The organism is Pseudomonas cremoris (genome assembly GCF_014230465.1).
In genome coordinates this window covers 93,988-110,564 of sequence record NZ_JAAXCY010000011.1, presented here as the reverse complement: position 1 = coordinate 110,564, position 16,577 = coordinate 93,988, and the positions used below count along the sequence as shown (strand labels likewise).

Here is a 16,577-nt window from a genome sequence, read left to right as displayed (position 1 = left end):
AGGCCGGGGTGCCTGCCACTGGAACGCTATGGCCCGCCCGTCACATCAAACGCTTGCGCTCGCTGGAAGGCGCGATCCCAAGGGATTCGCGGTACTTGGCGACGGTTCGACGGGCGACCTGAATGCCTTGTGCCTCCAGTAAACCAGCGATCTTGCTGTCACTCAACGGCTTTTTCTGATTTTCCGCGGCAACCAGTTTTTTGATGATCGCGCGGATCGCCGTGGACGAGCATTCGCCGCCTTCGGAGGTGCTGACATGGCTGGAGAAAAAGTATTTCAGTTCATATATCCCTCGTGGGGTATGCATGAACTTTTGTGTGGTTACTCGGGAAATCGTCGATTCGTGCATGCCCACCGCCTCGGCGATGTCATGCAGAACCAGGGGTTTCATCGCTTCATCGCCGTATTCCAGGAAGCCGCGCTGGTGCTCGACGATCTGGGTGGCGACTTTCATCAGCGTTTCGTTACGGCTTTGCAGGCTCTTGATGAACCAGCGGGCTTCCTGCAACTGGTTGCGCATGAAGGTGTTGTCGGCGCTGGTGTCGGCGCGACGCACAAATCCGGCGTATTGCGGATTGACCCGCAGGCGTGGCACCGACTCCTGGTTCAGTTCTACCAGCCAGCGCTCGTTGTCCTTGCGCACGATCACGTCGGGGACGACGTATTCGGCTTCGCTGGACTCGATCTGCGAGCCCGGGCGCGGGTTCAGGCTTTGTACCAGCTCGATGACCTGGCGCAGGTCGTCTTCCTTGAGCTTCATGCGGCGCATCAATTGGCTGTAGTCGCGGCTGCCCAACAGGTCGATGTAGTCGGTGACCAGGCGCTGGGCTTCGCTGAGCCACGGCGTCTTGGCTGGCAGTTGGCGCAATTGCAGCAGCAGGCATTCACTGAGGGTGCGAGCGCCAATGCCGGCCGGCTCGAATTGCTGGATGCGGTGCAGGACGGCTTCGATTTCGTCCAGCTCAATGTCCAGTTCCGGGTCGAACGCCTCAAGAATCTCTTCAAGGGTCTCGTCCAGGTAGCCCTGGTTGTTGATGCAATCGATCAGGGTTACAGCGATCAGCCGATCGGTGTCCGACATTGGCGCAAGGTTCAGTTGCCACAGCAGATGGCTCTGCAGGCTCTCGCCAGCGGAGGTGCGGGTGGTGAAGTCCCACTCGTCATCGTCGTTGCTGGGCAGGCTGCTGGCACTGGTCTGGTAGACGTCTTCCCAGGCGGTGTCGACCGGAAGCTCGTTGGGAATGCGTTCGTTCCATTCGCCTTCCTCTAGGTTGTCCACCGTAGGGGCGGTTTCCTGATAGGACGGTTCCTGCACGTCAGAATTGGGTTTTTGCTCGATGTTGTCGGCCAGCGGGTCTGCATTATCGAAGTCGTCGCCTTCTTCCTGGCGTTCGAGCATCGGATTGGACTCCAAGGCCTCCTGGATTTCCTGTTGCAGGTCCAGGGTCGACAATTGAAGCAGGCGGATGGCCTGTTGCAGCTGCGGTGTCATCGTCAGCTGCTGGCCCATTCTCAGGACTAGCGATGGTTTCATGGCAGGGGCTTAACACCTTATTCGCCGGCGCAATGCGCCATCCACGACAGGGCGCGTGAGCGCCAAACATAAGCAAATTATATGCCTGATATCGGGGGCTTTGCCTAGAGCGCGGTAACAATAAAAATCCGGAGGTTTTCATTGACTCCCGCGCGCCTTGGCGAGCGGCCGTGACACCACGGTGTTTACAGGCGGAACTCGTGACCCAGGTACACTTCCTTGACCAGTTCGTTTGCCAGGATGGTGGCGGAGTCACCTTCGGCGATCAGCTGGCCGTCGTTGACGATATAGGCGGTTTCGCAGATATCGAGGGTTTCACGCACGTTGTGGTCGGTGATCAATACACCGATGCCCTTGGCCTTGAGGTGGTGGATGATCTGCTTGATGTCGCCGACCGAAATAGGGTCGACGCCGGCAAACGGTTCGTCCAGCAGGATGAACTTGGGCGCAGTGGCCAGGGCTCGGGCGATTTCCACGCGACGGCGCTCACCACCGGACAGGCTCATGCCGAGGTTGTCGCGGATGTGGTTGATGTGGAATTCCTGCAGCAGGCTTTCCAGCTCTTTGCGGCGGCCGTCACGGTCGAGTTCCTTGCGGGTCTCGAGGATCGCCATGATGTTGTCGGCAACCGATAGTTTGCGGAAGATCGACGCTTCTTGGGGAAGATAGCCGATACCCGCACGAGCACGACCGTGCATCGGCTGGTGGCTGACGTCCAGGTCGTCGATCAATACACGACCCTGGTCGGCCTGGACCAGGCCGACGATCATGTAGAAGCAAGTAGTCTTGCCGGCGCCGTTAGGGCCGAGCAAGCCGACGATCTGGCCGCTGTCGATCGACAGGCTGACGTCGCGCACGACCTGACGGCTTTTATAGGCCTTGGCCAGATGCTGGGCTTTCAGGGTTGCCATTACTCGGCCTTCTTCTTCGGCTGGATAACCATGTCGATACGTGGACGTGGTGCTGTCACCTTGCTGCCATTGGCACGGCCGGCGTTGGCGACCTGTTTCACGGTGTCATAGGTGATTTTTTCACCTTCCGTGGAGTTGCCATCGGGGCTGAGGACCTTGGCTTGGTCGATCAGGACAATGCGGTTTTGCTGGGCATGATACTGGATGGTCTTGCCGTAGCCCTTCATTGGCGCTGTATCGGTAGCCGCCTGCTTTTGCTCGAAGTAAGCCAGGTTGCCCACCGAGGTCACCACGTCGATGTCGCCGGACTGCGTGCGAGTCAGGGTGACCGTGTTACCGGTGATCTTCATCGAGCCCTGGGTGATGATCACGCCGCCTGTGTAAGTGGCAACGCCTTGCTTGTCGTCCAGTTGCGCATCGTCAGCGGAGATGTGGATCGGCTGCTGGCTATCGTTCGGCAGAGCCCAGGCGCTCACGCTTCCCAGTGCTGCGCCCAGACCGAGCAAAATAGGGAGAGTTTTAACGAGCCTCATACTGTCCTCTTACGTTCGATAGCAGGTGTATCCTGCTTTCTTTCAAATACGCTTTCATTCCTTTGCCAGTCGATACACCGCCAGCGCCGTCGATTCTAACGTCTTGCTCGGTCTGCGCATATTGCTTCTGCGGGAATACGGTCATGCGACTGCTGGTAATCACGGTGTCGCGATTCTTGTCGTCGGTGCGCGCAACGCGCACGGAGTCGATCAGTTCTACCTCGGTGCCGTCCGGGTTGACCTCGCCACGCTTGCTGGTGACGTGCCATGGGAACTCGGTGCCACGGTAGATGTTCATGTCCGGGTTGGTCAGTAGAGTGACTTCGGTAGCCTTCAGGTGTTCAACCTTGTCCGAGGTCATTTCGTACTGCACCTTGCCGTCTGGCAGGAACTGCACGCTTTTGGCGTTGATCGCGTAATAGTCGATAGCTCCCTCATCAACCTGTGCAGCCGGTTGGTCGAGGAAGCGCTCCGGGCTGATATTCCAGTAGCCCACCGCCAGGAACAGCGCGGCAATGACCCCGAATAGCAGGAAGTTGCGAATCTTTTTGCTCAGCATAAAACGCTCTATAGGTAGGCGGCGTGGGCCGCTTCAAGGCTGCCTTGGGCGCGCAGGATCAGTTCGCAGAACTCGCGGGCGGCACCTTCGCCGCCACGGGCGGTGGTGATGCCATGGGCGTGCTCGCGAACAAACGACGCCGCATTGGCGACGGCCATGCCCAGGCCCACTCGACGGATTACCGGCAAGTCGGGCAGGTCATCGCCTAAATATGCGACCTGCTCATAGCTTAGGTTGAGTTGGCCAAGAAGCTCGTCCAGAACCACCAGTTTATCCTCGCGGCCCTGATACAGGTGAGGAATCCCCAGGTTTTGTGCGCGACGTTCCACAACGGGGGTTTTTCTGCCGCTGATAATCGCCGTTTGCACGCCCGCCGCCATCAGCATCTTGATGCCCTGACCGTCGAGGGTGTTGAAGGTCTTGAATTCACTGCCATCTTCCAGGAAGTACAGGCGGCCATCGGTCAGTACGCCGTCGACGTCAAAGATTGCCAGTTTGATGTGCTTGCCGCGTTGCAGCAGGTCGCCAGTCATTTACATCACTCCCGCACGCAGCAAGTCGTGCATGTTCAGGGCGCCAATCGGGTGGTTGCTGCTATCGACCACCACCAGCGCGCCGATCTTGTGGTCTTCCATGATCTTCAATGCTTCGGCTGCCAACATTTCAGGGCGTGCAGTCTTGCCGTGAGGCGTCATTACCGCATCAATGGTTGCGGTGTGGATATCAATGGTGCGATCCAGGGTGCGGCGCAGATCGCCGTCGGTGAACACTCCGGCCAGGGTGCCGTCGGCTTCTAGGATCACGGTCATGCCCAGCCCCTTGCGGGTCATTTCCATCAGCGCTTCCTTCAGCAAAGTGCCGCGCTGGACGTGAGGCAGTTCATCACCCGAGTGCATGACGTTTTCCACTTTCAGCAGCAGGCGGCGGCCCAGGGCGCCACCCGGGTGGGAAAACGCGAAGTCTTCAGCGGTAAATCCACGTGCTTCCAGCAGCGCGACGGCCAGGGCATCACCCATGACCAAGGCAGCGGTGGTGGAGGAGGTCGGTGCCAGGTTCAGCGGGCAAGCCTCATGGGCAACGTGAACATTCAGGTTCACCTCGGCTGCCTTGGCCAGTGTCGACTCCGGGTTGCCGGTTACGCTGATCATCTTGATGCCCAGGCGCTTGATCAACGGCAGCAGGGTCACAATTTCGTTGGTGGTGCCGGAGTTGGACAGTGCCAGGATGATGTCATCCTTGGTGATCATGCCCATGTCGCCGTGGCTGGCTTCGGCGGGATGTACAAAAAAAGCGGTGGTTCCGGTGCTGGCCAGGGTGGCGGCGATCTTGTTGCCGACGTGGCCCGACTTGCCCATGCCTACCACGACAACGCGGCCTTTGCTGGCCAGAATCATCTCGCAGGCGCGTACGAAATCTGCGTCGATATGCGCCAGCAAGCCTTCCACGGCTTCAAGCTCAAGGCGGATGGTGCGTTGTGCGGATTGAATAAGGTCGCTGGATTGGCTCATGTCTGAAATCGTATAGCCTGACGAAAAGTCGGCGATTATAGCGGTAATGATCGATTCCCTCACGTAAGTTCGTCAGCCTTTATTCGGTGGGCGCGTGAGATTCATGCTCAGCAACGTTTTTTCCCTGTCTCCAATCTGAACAAGCACCGTTCCGGCCTTGGGCGCGTTGTACCAGCAGTGATATAGTTCGCCGCCAGTTCGGTCCGCTCTGCCCATGTGGCTATTTATTGCGCGGTTATGCACAAGCATTGCAAACGTTTGTCGCAAGCGTGGTGTCTGAGCGAGAGGCTGCATCCCAAGGAGATTAGATGAGTGCCGATAACGCCTACGCGGTCGAGCTGAAGGGACTGACCTTCAAGCGCGGGACGCGCAGCATCTTCAATAACGTCGATATTCGCATTCCCCGCGGCAAGGTCACGGGCATCATGGGGCCTTCCGGTTGCGGCAAGACCACCCTGTTGCGGCTAATGGGTATGCAGCTGCGCCCCAGCGCCGGCGAAGTGTGGGTCAACGGCCAGAATTTGCCGACGCTGTCGCGCAGTGATCTGTTCGATGCGCGCAAGCACATGGGCGTGCTGTTCCAGAGTGGCGCGCTGTTCACCGACCTCGACGTTTTCGAAAACGTAGCCTTCCCGCTGCGGGTGCATACCCAGCTGTCCGACGAAATGATTCGTGACATCGTGTTGCTGAAACTGCAGGCCGTAGGCCTTCGCGGTGCCATCGACCTGATGCCCGATGAACTGTCCGGCGGCATGAAGCGGCGTGTGGCCCTGGCGCGTGCCATTGCCCTCGACCCGCAGATTCTCATGTACGACGAGCCCTTCGTCGGCCAGGACCCGATCGCCATGGGCGTCCTCGTGCGCCTGATCCGCCTGCTCAACGACGCGCTGGGCATCACCAGCATCGTGGTTTCCCACGATCTTGCAGAAACTGCGAGCATTGCCGATTACCTCTACGTGGTCGGTGACGGCCAGGTGCTGGGGCAGGGCACGCCTGAAGAGCTGATGAACGCCGATAACCCGCGCATTCGCCAATTCATGACTGGCGATCCCGATGGCCCTGTGCCGTTTCACTTTCCGGCAGCGGACTACCGCTCAGATCTTCTGGGGAAGCGCTGATGCGCAAGACATCTCTCATCGAGAAGGTTCGCCTTTTCGGCCGCTCGGGCATCGACATCGTCGAAGTGCTAGGCCGTTCGACGATTTTCCTGTTCCACGCCTTGCTCGGTCGCGGTGGCATCGGCGGCGGCTTCGGCCTGCTGATCAAGCAGCTGCACGCTGTGGGTGTGATGTCCCTGGTGATCATCGTTGTCTCCGGGGTTTTCATCGGCATGGTGCTGGCGTTGCAGGGTTTCAATATCCTCTCCAGCTACGGATCGGAGCAGGCGGTGGGGCAGATGGTCGCCCTGACACTGTTGCGTGAGCTGGGGCCAGTGGTCACCGCCTTGCTGTTTGCCGGGCGCGCAGGTTCTGCGCTCACTGCCGAGATCGGCAACATGAAGTCCACCGAGCAGCTGTCCAGCCTGGAAATGATCGGCGTGGACCCGCTCAAGTATATTGTTGCCCCGCGCCTGTGGGCCGGCTTCATTTCTCTCCCACTGCTGGCGATGATCTTCAGCGTGGTCGGCATCTGGGGCGGTTCGTGGGTGGCGGTGGACTGGCTGGGCGTCTACGACGGCTCCTACTGGGCCAACATGCAAAACAGCGTGACCTTCAGCGGTGACGTGCTCAATGGCATCATAAAGAGCATCGTCTTCGCCTTTGTAGTGACCTGGATCGCCGTATTCCAAGGCTATGACTGTGAGCCCACCTCAGAAGGGATCAGTCGCGCCACCACCAAGACCGTTGTGTACGCCTCGCTGGCGGTACTGGGCCTTGACTTCATTTTGACCGCCTTGATGTTTGGAGATTTCTGATGCAAAACCGCACTGTGGAAATCGGTGTCGGCCTTTTCTTGCTGGCTGGCATCCTGGCTTTACTGTTGCTGGCCCTGCGAGTCAGCGGCCTTTCGGCCAGCCCCACCGCCGATACTTATAAACTTTACGCGTACTTCGACAATATCGCCGGTTTGACTGTCAGAGCTAAAGTGACCATGGCTGGTGTAACCATCGGCAAGGTCACGGCAATCGATCTGGATCGCGACAGCTTCACTGGCCGTGTGACGATGCAAGTGGATAAGAAGGTAGATAATCTGCCGACCGACTCCACGGCATCTATCCTCACTGCGGGTCTGCTGGGCGAAAAGTACATCGGTGTCAGCGTGGGTGGGGAAACAGCCCTGCTCAAGGATGGTTCGACCATCCACGACACGCAGTCGTCGCTGGTGCTTGAGGACCTGATCGGTAAATTCCTGCTCAATACGGTCAATAAAGACGCCAAATGAGGAATCTGTTCATGATCTCTACCTTGCGACGTGGCCTGCTGGTACTGCTTGCAGCGCTGCCGCTGATGGCTAACGCGGCGGGTTCTGCGCACGACCTGGTGCAGGACACGACCAACAAGATGTTGGCCGACCTGACGGCGAACAAAGAGCAGTACAAGCAAGACCCGACCAAGTTCTACGACGCGCTGAACAGCATTGTCGGCCCTGTGGTCGATGCCGAAGGTATTTCCCGCAGCATCATGACGGTCAAGTATTCGCGTAAGGCCACCCCGGCGCAGATGCTGACTTTCCAGGAAAACTTCAAGAAGGGCCTGTTCCAGTTCTACGGCAACGCGCTGCTTGAGTACAACAACCAGGGCATTACCGTGGCGCCGGCGGGCGATGAGTCGGGCGACCGCACCAGCGTCAATATGAGCGTCAAAGGCAACAACGGCGCGGTCTACCCTGTGCAGTACACGCTGGAGAAGGTCAACGGCGAGTGGAAGCTGCGTAACGTGATCATCAATGGCATCAACATCGGCAAGCTGTTCCGTGACCAGTTCGCCGACGCCATGCAGCGCAATGGCAACGACCTGGACAAGACCATCAATGGTTGGGCCGGTGAAGTGGCCAAGGCCAAGGAAGAAACCGACAAGCAAGCCGCTGGGAAGCCTGCGCAATGACCGAGTCGGCTGTTCGTCTTGGCGATGCAGGCCAGCTGTACATCAGTGGCGTGCTGGATTACCGCAGCGGGCCAGGCCTGCGAAAGCATGGGCAGGCGTTGATCAAAACCAGTACTGCGCCTGAGCTGGTGCTGGATTGCTCGGCGGTGACCAAGTCCAGCAGTGTGGGTTTGTCGTTGCTGCTGTGCTTCATGCGGGATGCCGAGGCGGCCAAAAAAACGGTCAGCATCCGTGCGTTGCCTGAAGACATGCGCGAAATTGCCGAAGTTTCCGGTCTAACCGAGCTGTTGGCGCATCCTTAATACACATTATTAAAGAAGCCCCCCGTCAGAGTCCTGCTATGCGGGGTTCGCAGGCGCGGGGCTTTTTTGTATGATGTGCGACCCGTGCGCACTGGGCGCCGATAGAGGTTGAGCATGCAGGCCCTAGAAGTTAAGAGCTTCCTTGAAGGAAAGCTGCCGGATACTGAGGTTGCAGTTGAAGGCGAAGGCTGCAATTTCCAGCTGAACGTGATTAGCGATGAACTGGCGGCATTGAGCCCGGTCAAGCGTCAGCAGCAGATCTATGCCCATTTGAACCCATGGATCACCGATGGCAGCATCCATGCGGTCACTATGAAATTTTTCAGCCGCGCGGCCTGGGCCGAGCGCACCTGAGCCCCCAAGGCGTCGAGATTCTTATGGATAAATTGATTATTACCGGCGGTGCTCGCCTTGATGGCGAGATTCGCATCTCCGGTGCAAAAAACTCCGCCTTGCCGATTTTGGCAGCGACCCTGCTGTGCGATGGCCCGGTTACCGTTGCCAACCTGCCGCACCTGCACGACATCACCACCATGATCGAGCTGTTCGGTCGCATGGGCATTGAGCCGGTGATCGACGAGAAGTTGGCCGTTGAAATCGACCCGCGCACCATCAAGACCCTGGTCGCTCCGTACGAATTGGTGAAAACCATGCGTGCGTCGATCCTGGTACTGGGCCCAATGGTTGCCCGTTTCGGCGAAGCCGAAGTCGCACTGCCTGGCGGTTGCGCCATCGGTTCGCGTCCGGTGGACCTGCACATCCGTGGCCTTGAAGCCATGGGCGCAACCATCGACGTCGAAGGCGGCTACATCAAGGCCAAGGCGCCGGAAGGCGGCCTGCGTGGTGCGAACTTCTTCTTTGATACCGTCAGCGTGACCGGTACCGAGAACATCATGATGGCTGCTGCCCTGGCCAATGGCCGCAGCGTCCTGCAAAACGCCGCGCGCGAGCCGGAAGTGGTCGACCTGGCCAACTTCCTGATCGCCATGGGTGCCAACATCACCGGCGCCGGCACTGACACCATCACCATCGACGGTGTGAAGCGCCTGCACCCGGCCACCTACAAAGTGATGCCGGACCGCATCGAGACCGGTACCTACCTGGTTGCCGCTGCCGTTACCGGTGGCCGCGTGAAGGTCAAGGACACCGATCCGACCATCCTGGAAGCGGTCCTCGAAAAACTGCGCGAGGCGGGTGCCGAAATCACCACCGGCGAAGACTGGATCGAGCTGAACATGCACGGTAAGCGGCCAAAAGCCGTCAACGTGCGTACCGCTCCGTACCCGGCGTTCCCGACCGACATGCAGGCGCAGTTCATTTCCTTGAACGCCATTGCCGAAGGCACGGGTGCCGTGATCGAGACCATCTTCGAAAACCGCTTCATGCACGTGTACGAACTGCACCGCATGGGCGCGAAGATCCAGGTTGAAGGCAACACCGCCATCGTGACCGGCACCGAGAAACTCAAGGGCGCGCCAGTCATGGCCACCGACCTGCGGGCTTCGGCCAGCCTGGTGATCTCGGCGTTGATCGCCGAAGGCGACACCTTGATCGACCGCATCTACCACATCGACCGTGGTTACGAGTGCATCGAAGAAAAACTGCAGATGCTCGGCGCGAAAATCCGCCGCGTACCGGGCTAACCGCTGTATGTAGTGAGCGGGCTTGCCCGCGCTGGGTTGCGTAGCGACCCTAAAATCTTGGGAGCGCTACGCACTCCAGCGCGGGGCAAGCCCGCTCACTACAGACGCTTGCTGTGAATTTGTTTCAAATCGAGGCTGTAATGGCCTCGATCTGTGTCTGGCGCCGTTTGCGACCGGACAGCAATAGCCTGATGAAGGACTGACGTTTCCCATGTTGACCATCGCACTGTCCAAGGGCCGCATCCTTGACGACACTTTGCCGCTTCTGGCTGAAGCGGGCATCGTGCCGACCGAGAATCCGGACAAGAGCCGCAAGCTGATCATCCCGACGACCCAGGACGACGTTCGCCTGTTGATCGTGCGGGCTACCGACGTGCCGACCTACGTTGAGCATGGTGCGGCCGACCTGGGCGTCGCCGGTAAAGACGTGCTGATGGAGTACGGCGGCCAGGGCTTGTACGAGCCTCTGGACCTGCGTATTGCCCTGTGCAAACTGATGACTGCCGGCCGTGTTGGTGATGTCGAGCCCAAGGGGCGCCTGCGGGTTGCCACCAAGTTCGTCAACGTTGCCAAGCGTTACTACGCTGAGCAAGGCCGTCAGGTCGACATCATCAAGCTCTACGGCTCGATGGAGCTGGCACCGCTGATCGGCCTGGCCGACAAGATCATCGACGTAGTCGACACCGGCAACACCCTGCGTGCCAACGGTCTTGAACCGCAAGAATTCATTGCCGATATCAGCTCCCGCCTGATCGTCAACAAGGCATCGATGAAGATGCAGCACGCCCGTATCCAGGCGTTGATCGACACCCTGCGCAAGGCAGTGGAGTCGCGACACCGCGGTTGACCTACCCGCGTAGCTGAAAAGCTGCGCCCGTCTATCCGCCTCATAGCCAGAATTCTCAGGTGCCCAAGCGGAAACGACTGCTAGTTTAGGGCGCCTGAGTTTTTGCCATTTCTATTGAGGCCCTCGCTATGACCACGTCCACTGCAATTGCCCGACTCAACGCTGCCGACCCGGATTTCGCCCATCATCTGGATCATCTGCTGAGCTGGGAAAGCGTGTCCGACGATTCGGTCAATCAGCGGGTGCTCGACATCATCAAGGCCGTGCGTGAGCGCGGTGACGCAGCGCTGGTGGACTTCACTCGGCAGTTCGATGGCCTGGACGTGAAGTCCATGTCCGACCTGATCCTGCCCCGCGAACGCCTGGAACTGGCCCTGACGCGCATCACTGCGCCGCAGCGCGAAGCCCTGGAAGTGGCCGCAGCGCGTGTGCGCAGCTATCACGAAAAGCAGAAGCAGGACTCCTGGAGCTACACCGAGGCCGACGGCACGGTACTGGGCCAGAAAGTCACGCCGCTGGATCGTGCTGGCCTGTACGTGCCGGGCGGTAAAGCGTCTTACCCGTCGTCGGTATTGATGAACGCCATTCCCGCCAAAGTCGCCGGTGTGACCGAAGTGGTCATGGTGGTGCCAACCCCGCGCGGTGAAATCAACGAGCTGGTGCTGGCCGCCGCCTGCATCGCCGGGGTCGACCGTGTGTTCACCATCGGTGGCGCCCAGGCCGTTGCTGCCCTGGCCTACGGCACCGAAAGCGTGCCGAAGGTCGACAAGGTGGTTGGCCCGGGCAACATCTATGTGGCCACTGCCAAGCGCCACGTGTTTGGTCAAGTCGGTATCGACATGATCGCCGGCCCCTCGGAAATCCTCGTGGTGTGTGACGGCCAGACCGACCCGGACTGGATCGCCATGGACCTGTTCTCCCAGGCCGAGCACGACGAAGACGCCCAGGCGATCCTGGTCAGCCCGGATGCCGAGTTCCTCGACAAGGTCGCCGCCAGCATCGACAAGTTGCTGCCGACCATGGAGCGTGCCGAGATCATCGAAAAGTCGATCAATGGTCGTGGCGCTTTGATTCTGGTGAGCGACATGGAACAGGCCATCGAAGTGGCCAACCGCATCGCGCCGGAGCACTTGGAGCTGTCGGTTGCCGACCCGCAAGCCTGGTTGCCATCGATCCGTCATGCCGGTGCGATCTTCATGGGCCGCCACACCAGCGAAGCCCTGGGCGACTACTGCGCAGGCCCGAACCACGTGCTGCCGACGTCCGGTACTGCGCGTTTTTCGTCGCCACTGGGGGTGTATGACTTCCAGAAGCGTTCGTCGATCATCTTTTGCTCCCCGCAGGGCGCCTCCGAGTTGGGCAAGACCGCCTCGGTGCTGGCCCGTGGTGAGTCGCTGAGCGCGCACGCACGCAGCGCCGAATATCGCATCGTCAAGGGAGAGTAAGGCATGAGCAAATTCTGGAGCCCCTTCGTCAAGGACCTCGTGCCTTACGTACCGGGTGAGCAACCCAAGCTGACCAAGCTGGTCAAGCTCAACACCAACGAAAACCCCTACGGCCCTTCGCCCAAGGCGTTGGCCGCGATGCAGGCTGAGTTGAACGACAACCTGCGGCTGTACCCGGACCCTAACAGCGACCTGCTCAAGCAGGCTGTGGCCAAGTACTATGGGATCGACGCTGGCAAAGTGTTCCTCGGCAACGGCTCCGATGAAGTGCTCGCGCACATCTTCCACGGCCTGTTCCAGCACGACTTGCCGCTGCTGTTCCCGGACATCAGCTACAGCTTCTACCCGGTGTACTGCGGCTTGTACGGCATCAAGTCCGATCCGGTGCCGCTGGACGAGCAGTTCCAGATCCGCGTGGCGGACTATGCCAAGCCTAACGGCGGGATCATCTTCCCCAACCCTAATGCGCCAACCGGCTGCGTGCTGGCGCTGGAGGCGGTGGAGCAGATTCTCAATGCCAGCCCGGATTCGGTGGTGGTGGTTGATGAGGCCTATATCGACTTCGGTGGCGAAACTGCTATCAGCCTGGTGGATCGCTATCCGAACCTGCTGGTCACCCAAACCCTGTCCAAATCGCGCTCGTTGGCTGGTTTGCGCGTGGGCCTGGCCGTGGGCCACCCGGACCTGATCGAGGCACTGGAGCGGGTCAAGAACAGCTTCAACTCGTATCCGCTGGATCGCCTGGCGATTGTCGGTGCGGCTGCGGCGTTCGAAGACCGTGAGCATTTCGACAAGACGTGCCGACTGGTTATCGACAGCCGTGAGCGTGTTGTTGCGCAGCTGGAAGGGAAGGGTTTTGAGGTGTTGCCATCGGCGGCCAACTTCATCTTTGCTCGGCACCCCAAGCACGACGCTGCCGGCCTGGCGGCCAGGTTGCGTGAGCAAGGTGTGATCGTGCGGCACTTCAAGCAGGAGCGGATCGCCCAGTTCCTGCGGATCAGCATTGGTACGCCGGAGCAGAACCAGGCGCTGATTGATGGGCTGGGTGAGCTCTAAGCCACACTGAAGGTTTAAAAAATGTGGGAGCGGGCTTGCTCCCACATTTGGTTCTGCGTTGTGCCAGTTAGAGCAGCGGCTCATCCGACTTCTTGTTCTTCCAGCCATCATTGCCCGGCAGCAGCAGGTTCAAACCGATCGCTACCACCGCACACAGGGCAATGCCCTTGAGGCCGAAGTCATCCGGGCCGGTGCCGGTACCTACCAAGACACCGCCAATCCCGAACACCAATGTCACAGACACAATCACCAGGTTGCGCGCTTCGCCCAGGTCGATCTTGTGGCGAATCAAGGTGTTCATCCCCACCGCAGCAATCGAGCCGAACAGCAGGCACAGAATCCCGCCCATCACCGGTACCGGGATGCTCTGCAGCAACGCGCCGAACTTGCCGATGAATGCCAGGCTGATGGCAAACACTGCCGCCCAGGTCATGATCTTCGGGTTGTAGTTCTTGGTCAGCATCACCGCGCCCGTCACTTCGGCGTAGGTGGTGTTCGGCGGGCCGCCAAACAGGCCGGCGGCCGTGGTGGCAATACCGTCACCCAAGAGGGTGCGGTGCAGGCCGGGCTTCTTCAGGTAGTCGCGACCGGTCACGCTGCCCACCGCAATCACGCCGCCGATATGTTCGATCGCCGGTGCCAGGGCCACCGGGACGATAAACAGGATCGCCTGCCAGTTGAACTCCGGCGCGGTGAAGTGGGGCAGGGCGAACCACGGTGCAGCAGCGATTTTGGCGGTGTCGACCACGCCGAAGTAGAACGACATGGCAAAGCCCACCAGTACGCCGGAGATAATCGGCACCAGGCGGAAAATGCCCTTGCCGAACACCGCCACGATCAAGGTGGTCAGCAGCGCTGGCATCGAGATCAGCATCGCTGTCTTGTACGGGATCAGCTCGGCACCGTCACCGCCCTTGCCCATCGCCATGTTCGCCGCAATGGGCGCCATCGCCAGGCCAATGGAGATAATCACCGGGCCGATCACCACCGGCGGCAGCAGCCGGTCGATAAAACCGGTGCCCTTGATCTTCACGGCAGCGCCCAGGAAGGTGTAGACGAAACCGGCTGCCATCACCCCACCCATAGTCGCCGCCAGACCGAATTGCTGCTTGGCGAGAATGATCGGGGTGATGAAGGCGAAGCTCGATGCCAGGAAAACCGGCACCTGCCGCCCTGTCACTACCTGGAACAACAGCGTGCCCAGGCCTGCGGTGAACAGTGCGACGTTTGGATCAAGACCTGTGATCAGCGGCATCAACACCAGCGCGCCAAATGCCACGAAGAGCATTTGTGCGCCAGACAGGATCTGGCGCCAAAGCGGGTCGTTGAATTCATCCTGCATGCTCACGCGTCCTTCTGCTTGGTGCCAAAGATCTTGTCACCGGCATCGCCCAGGCCTGGGATGATGTAGCCGTGTTCGTTGAGGCGCTCATCGATGGAGGCGGTGTAGATCTGCACATCCGGGTGGGCTTTCTCGACAGCGGCGATACCTTCCGGCGCGGCCACCAGCACCATGGCGCGGATGTCTTTGCAGCCGGCTTTTTTCAGCAGGTCGATGGTGGCAACCATGGAGCTGCCGGTGGCGAGCATCGGGTCGATGATCATGGCCAGGCGCTCGTCGATTTCCGGGACGAGTTTTTCCAGGTAGGTGTGGGCCTCCAGCGTTTCCTCGTTGCGGGCCACGCCTACGGCGCTGACCTTGGCGCCTGGGATCAGGCTGAGTACGCCTTCGAGCATGCCGATACCGGCGCGCAGGATCGGGACCACGGTGATTTTCTTACCAGCGATTTTTTCCACCTGGACGGGACCGGCCCAACCGGGGATCTCGTAGGTTTCCAGGGGCAAATCCTTGGTGGCTTCGTAAGTGAGCAACGCTCCGACTTCCTGAGCAAGCTCACGGAAATTCTTCGTGCTAATGTCGGCGCGGCGCATAAGGCCGAGCTTGTGTCGGATCAGCGGGTGGCGGATCTCGCGAGTGGGCATGGGAAAGGCTCCGGCGGCGGGCAAAAAAACCGGCCTAGATTAATCTATCCGAGGGTGTTGTCCTATAGACATCTAGTACGTTAGTCCATTAAGGCTTGATCGGAGCGCACGAGAAGCGTACCTTCGCCCGCTTTTCTTGCCACAGCACCCCCTTGGAGAGCGCCATGTCCGCTGATCTCGAGCATATCCGTCAAATCATGCGCGAGGCTGACTGCCTGTACACCGAAGCGCAAGTCGAAGCAGCGATCGCCAAGGTCGGCGCCCACATCACCCGCGAAATGGCCGACACCAACCCGGTGGTTTTCTGTGTGATGAACGGTGGCCTGATCTTCGCCGGCAAATTGCTGACTCATCTGCAATTTCCGCTGGAAGCGTCCTACCTGCACGCCACCCGTTATCGCAACGAAACCAGCGGCGGCGACCTGTTCTGGAAAGCCAAGCCGGAAGTGTCGTTCATTGACCGTGACGTGCTGATCATCGACGACATCCTCGATGAAGGTCACACCCTGGGCGCTATCATCGACTTCTGTAAACACGCCGGCGCACGTAAAGTGCACACCGCTGTGCTGATCGACAAAGACCACGACCGCAAGGCTCGTCCAGACCTTAAAGCCGATTACGTTGGCCTGCCGTGCATCGACCGCTACATCTTCGGTTACGGTATGGATTACAAAGGCTACTGGCGCAACGCCAACGGTATCTACGCCGTTAAAGGGATGTAATGCATGACCCGCTTTCTTGATCAGACGCTGTTTGCCGAGTTGGCCGAGAAAGCGGGCGAGAGCCCCCGTGGCCGTCATCACCATAATTTTCACCAGATGGATGAGCCTTGCCATCGCTTGGCCGTGGGCCTGCAACCTACGACCTACGTACCGCCCCATCGCCACTTGAGTGCGGACAAGGCGGAAACGTTGCTGGTGCTGCAGGGCCGCTTGGGCTTGTTGGTGTTCAGCGAAACTGGCGAGGTGGTCGCCAAGCGTGTGATGCAGGCCGGCGGTGAATGTTCGGGTGTTGATCTGCCGCCGGGTGTGTTCCATGGGCTGGTGGTGCTGGAACCCGATACCGTGATGTTCGAGTGCAAGGCCGGGCCTTATCGTCCGGTGGGCGAGGGCGAAATGGCCGACTGGGCGCCCCGCGAAGGCGATGCCGGTGTCGCCGAGTATCAACGCTGGATGCTCGCCCAGTTCGATTAAGCTACAGTGCTCGGCCACC

Annotated in this window: 20 protein-coding genes; 12 read left to right on the top strand and 8 right to left on the bottom strand. The window is 59.7% G+C overall.

From position 1 onward, the window contains the following. Positions 1 to 40: 40 nt before the first annotated feature. From HF257_RS25150 to HF257_RS25125, 6 genes are all read right to left on the bottom strand, one after another. Positions 41 to 1,534 (bottom strand): RNA polymerase factor sigma-54, encoded by a 1,494-nt coding sequence (locus tag HF257_RS25150; RefSeq protein WP_058422990.1) that lies wholly within the window; start codon positions 1,532 to 1,534, stop codon positions 41 to 43. A gap of 185 nt (positions 1,535 to 1,719) precedes the next feature. Continuing rightward, the gene (lptB, locus tag HF257_RS25145) at positions 1,720 to 2,445 is read right to left on the bottom strand and encodes an LPS export ABC transporter ATP-binding protein (RefSeq protein WP_003171806.1); all 726 of its coding nucleotides are present in this window, start codon (positions 2,443 to 2,445) and stop codon (positions 1,720 to 1,722) included. Beyond that, entirely contained in the window at positions 2,445 to 2,978 is a 534-nt protein-coding gene (gene lptA / locus HF257_RS25140) for a lipopolysaccharide transport periplasmic protein LptA (protein WP_185708364.1), read from the bottom strand. Before lptA ends, lptB begins: the two co-directional genes overlap by 1 nt. Beyond that, a complete protein-coding gene (gene lptC, locus HF257_RS25135; RefSeq protein ID WP_185708365.1) occupies positions 2,965 to 3,537 on the bottom strand; it encodes an LPS export ABC transporter periplasmic protein LptC in 573 nt (190 codons plus the stop codon). Before lptC ends, lptA begins: the two co-directional genes overlap by 14 nt. Positions 3,538 to 3,545: 8 nt before the next feature. Next, a complete protein-coding gene (locus HF257_RS25130) occupies positions 3,546 to 4,070 on the bottom strand; it encodes a KdsC family phosphatase (protein WP_185708366.1) in 525 nt (174 codons plus the stop codon). Further along, a complete protein-coding gene (locus tag HF257_RS25125; RefSeq protein ID WP_185708367.1) occupies positions 4,071 to 5,045 on the bottom strand; it encodes a KpsF/GutQ family sugar-phosphate isomerase in 975 nt (324 codons plus the stop codon). It lies immediately after the preceding gene. 308 nt (positions 5,046 to 5,353) lie between these two features. Here HF257_RS25125 and HF257_RS25120 point away from each other — a divergent pair, with 308 nt between their 5' ends. The 10 genes from HF257_RS25120 (at position 5,354) to hisC (ending at position 13,382) form a co-directional block, all read left to right on the top strand. Further along, a complete protein-coding gene (locus tag HF257_RS25120; RefSeq protein WP_003171811.1) occupies positions 5,354 to 6,163 on the top strand; it encodes an ATP-binding cassette domain-containing protein in 810 nt (269 codons plus the stop codon). Beyond that, on the top strand, positions 6,163 to 6,960 hold the full coding sequence (gene mlaE, locus HF257_RS25115) for a lipid asymmetry maintenance ABC transporter permease subunit MlaE (protein WP_185708368.1): 798 nt from the start codon (positions 6,163 to 6,165) through the stop codon (positions 6,958 to 6,960). Before HF257_RS25120 ends, mlaE begins: the two co-directional genes overlap by 1 nt. Then, positions 6,960 to 7,427: an outer membrane lipid asymmetry maintenance protein MlaD gene (gene mlaD, locus HF257_RS25110; protein WP_005784855.1), complete on the top strand. Its 468-nt coding sequence runs from the start codon at positions 6,960 to 6,962 to the stop codon at positions 7,425 to 7,427. The genes mlaE and mlaD overlap by 1 nt, the downstream gene beginning before the upstream one ends. Positions 7,428 to 7,438: 11 nt before the next feature. Next, entirely contained in the window at positions 7,439 to 8,089 is a 651-nt protein-coding gene (locus tag HF257_RS25105; RefSeq protein ID WP_185708369.1) for an MlaC/ttg2D family ABC transporter substrate-binding protein, read from the top strand. Further along, a complete protein-coding gene (locus tag HF257_RS25100) occupies positions 8,086 to 8,391 on the top strand; it encodes an STAS domain-containing protein (protein WP_185708370.1) in 306 nt (101 codons plus the stop codon). The genes HF257_RS25105 and HF257_RS25100 overlap by 4 nt, the downstream gene beginning before the upstream one ends. Before the next feature lie 114 nt (positions 8,392 to 8,505). Then, on the top strand, positions 8,506 to 8,745 hold the full coding sequence (locus HF257_RS25095; protein ID WP_105520873.1) for a BolA family protein: 240 nt from the start codon (positions 8,506 to 8,508) through the stop codon (positions 8,743 to 8,745). Between the two features lie 23 nt (positions 8,746 to 8,768). Continuing rightward, positions 8,769 to 10,034 (top strand): UDP-N-acetylglucosamine 1-carboxyvinyltransferase, encoded by a 1,266-nt coding sequence (gene murA, locus HF257_RS25090; protein ID WP_185708371.1) that lies wholly within the window; start codon positions 8,769 to 8,771, stop codon positions 10,032 to 10,034. Between the two features lie 211 nt (positions 10,035 to 10,245). Beyond that, on the top strand, positions 10,246 to 10,881 hold the full coding sequence (gene hisG, locus HF257_RS25085; protein WP_010213102.1) for an ATP phosphoribosyltransferase: 636 nt from the start codon (positions 10,246 to 10,248) through the stop codon (positions 10,879 to 10,881). A gap of 128 nt (positions 10,882 to 11,009) precedes the next feature. Continuing rightward, on the top strand, positions 11,010 to 12,326 hold the full coding sequence (gene hisD, locus HF257_RS25080) for a histidinol dehydrogenase (RefSeq protein WP_185708372.1): 1,317 nt from the start codon (positions 11,010 to 11,012) through the stop codon (positions 12,324 to 12,326). Between the two features lie 3 nt (positions 12,327 to 12,329). After that, a complete protein-coding gene (hisC, locus tag HF257_RS25075; protein ID WP_185708373.1) occupies positions 12,330 to 13,382 on the top strand; it encodes a histidinol-phosphate transaminase in 1,053 nt (350 codons plus the stop codon). 67 nt (positions 13,383 to 13,449) lie between these two features. On the opposite strand, the gene HF257_RS25070 is transcribed toward hisC, so the two are convergent. Both HF257_RS25070 and upp read right to left on the bottom strand, forming a co-directional pair. Then, the gene (locus HF257_RS25070; protein ID WP_185708374.1) at positions 13,450 to 14,724 is read right to left on the bottom strand and encodes a uracil-xanthine permease family protein; all 1,275 of its coding nucleotides are present in this window, start codon (positions 14,722 to 14,724) and stop codon (positions 13,450 to 13,452) included. A gap of 2 nt (positions 14,725 to 14,726) precedes the next feature. Then, the gene (gene upp, locus HF257_RS25065; RefSeq protein WP_105520868.1) at positions 14,727 to 15,365 is read right to left on the bottom strand and encodes a uracil phosphoribosyltransferase; all 639 of its coding nucleotides are present in this window, start codon (positions 15,363 to 15,365) and stop codon (positions 14,727 to 14,729) included. Positions 15,366 to 15,529: 164 nt separating this feature from the next. Between upp and HF257_RS25060 the strand changes: the two genes are divergently transcribed. Together HF257_RS25060 and HF257_RS25055 are read left to right on the top strand one after the other, a co-directional pair. Continuing rightward, on the top strand, positions 15,530 to 16,087 hold the full coding sequence (locus HF257_RS25060; RefSeq protein ID WP_105696150.1) for a hypoxanthine-guanine phosphoribosyltransferase: 558 nt from the start codon (positions 15,530 to 15,532) through the stop codon (positions 16,085 to 16,087). Between the two features lie 3 nt (positions 16,088 to 16,090). After that, a complete protein-coding gene (locus HF257_RS25055) occupies positions 16,091 to 16,558 on the top strand; it encodes a WbuC family cupin fold metalloprotein (RefSeq protein WP_185708375.1) in 468 nt (155 codons plus the stop codon). Positions 16,559 to 16,577: the final 19 nt, after the last annotated feature.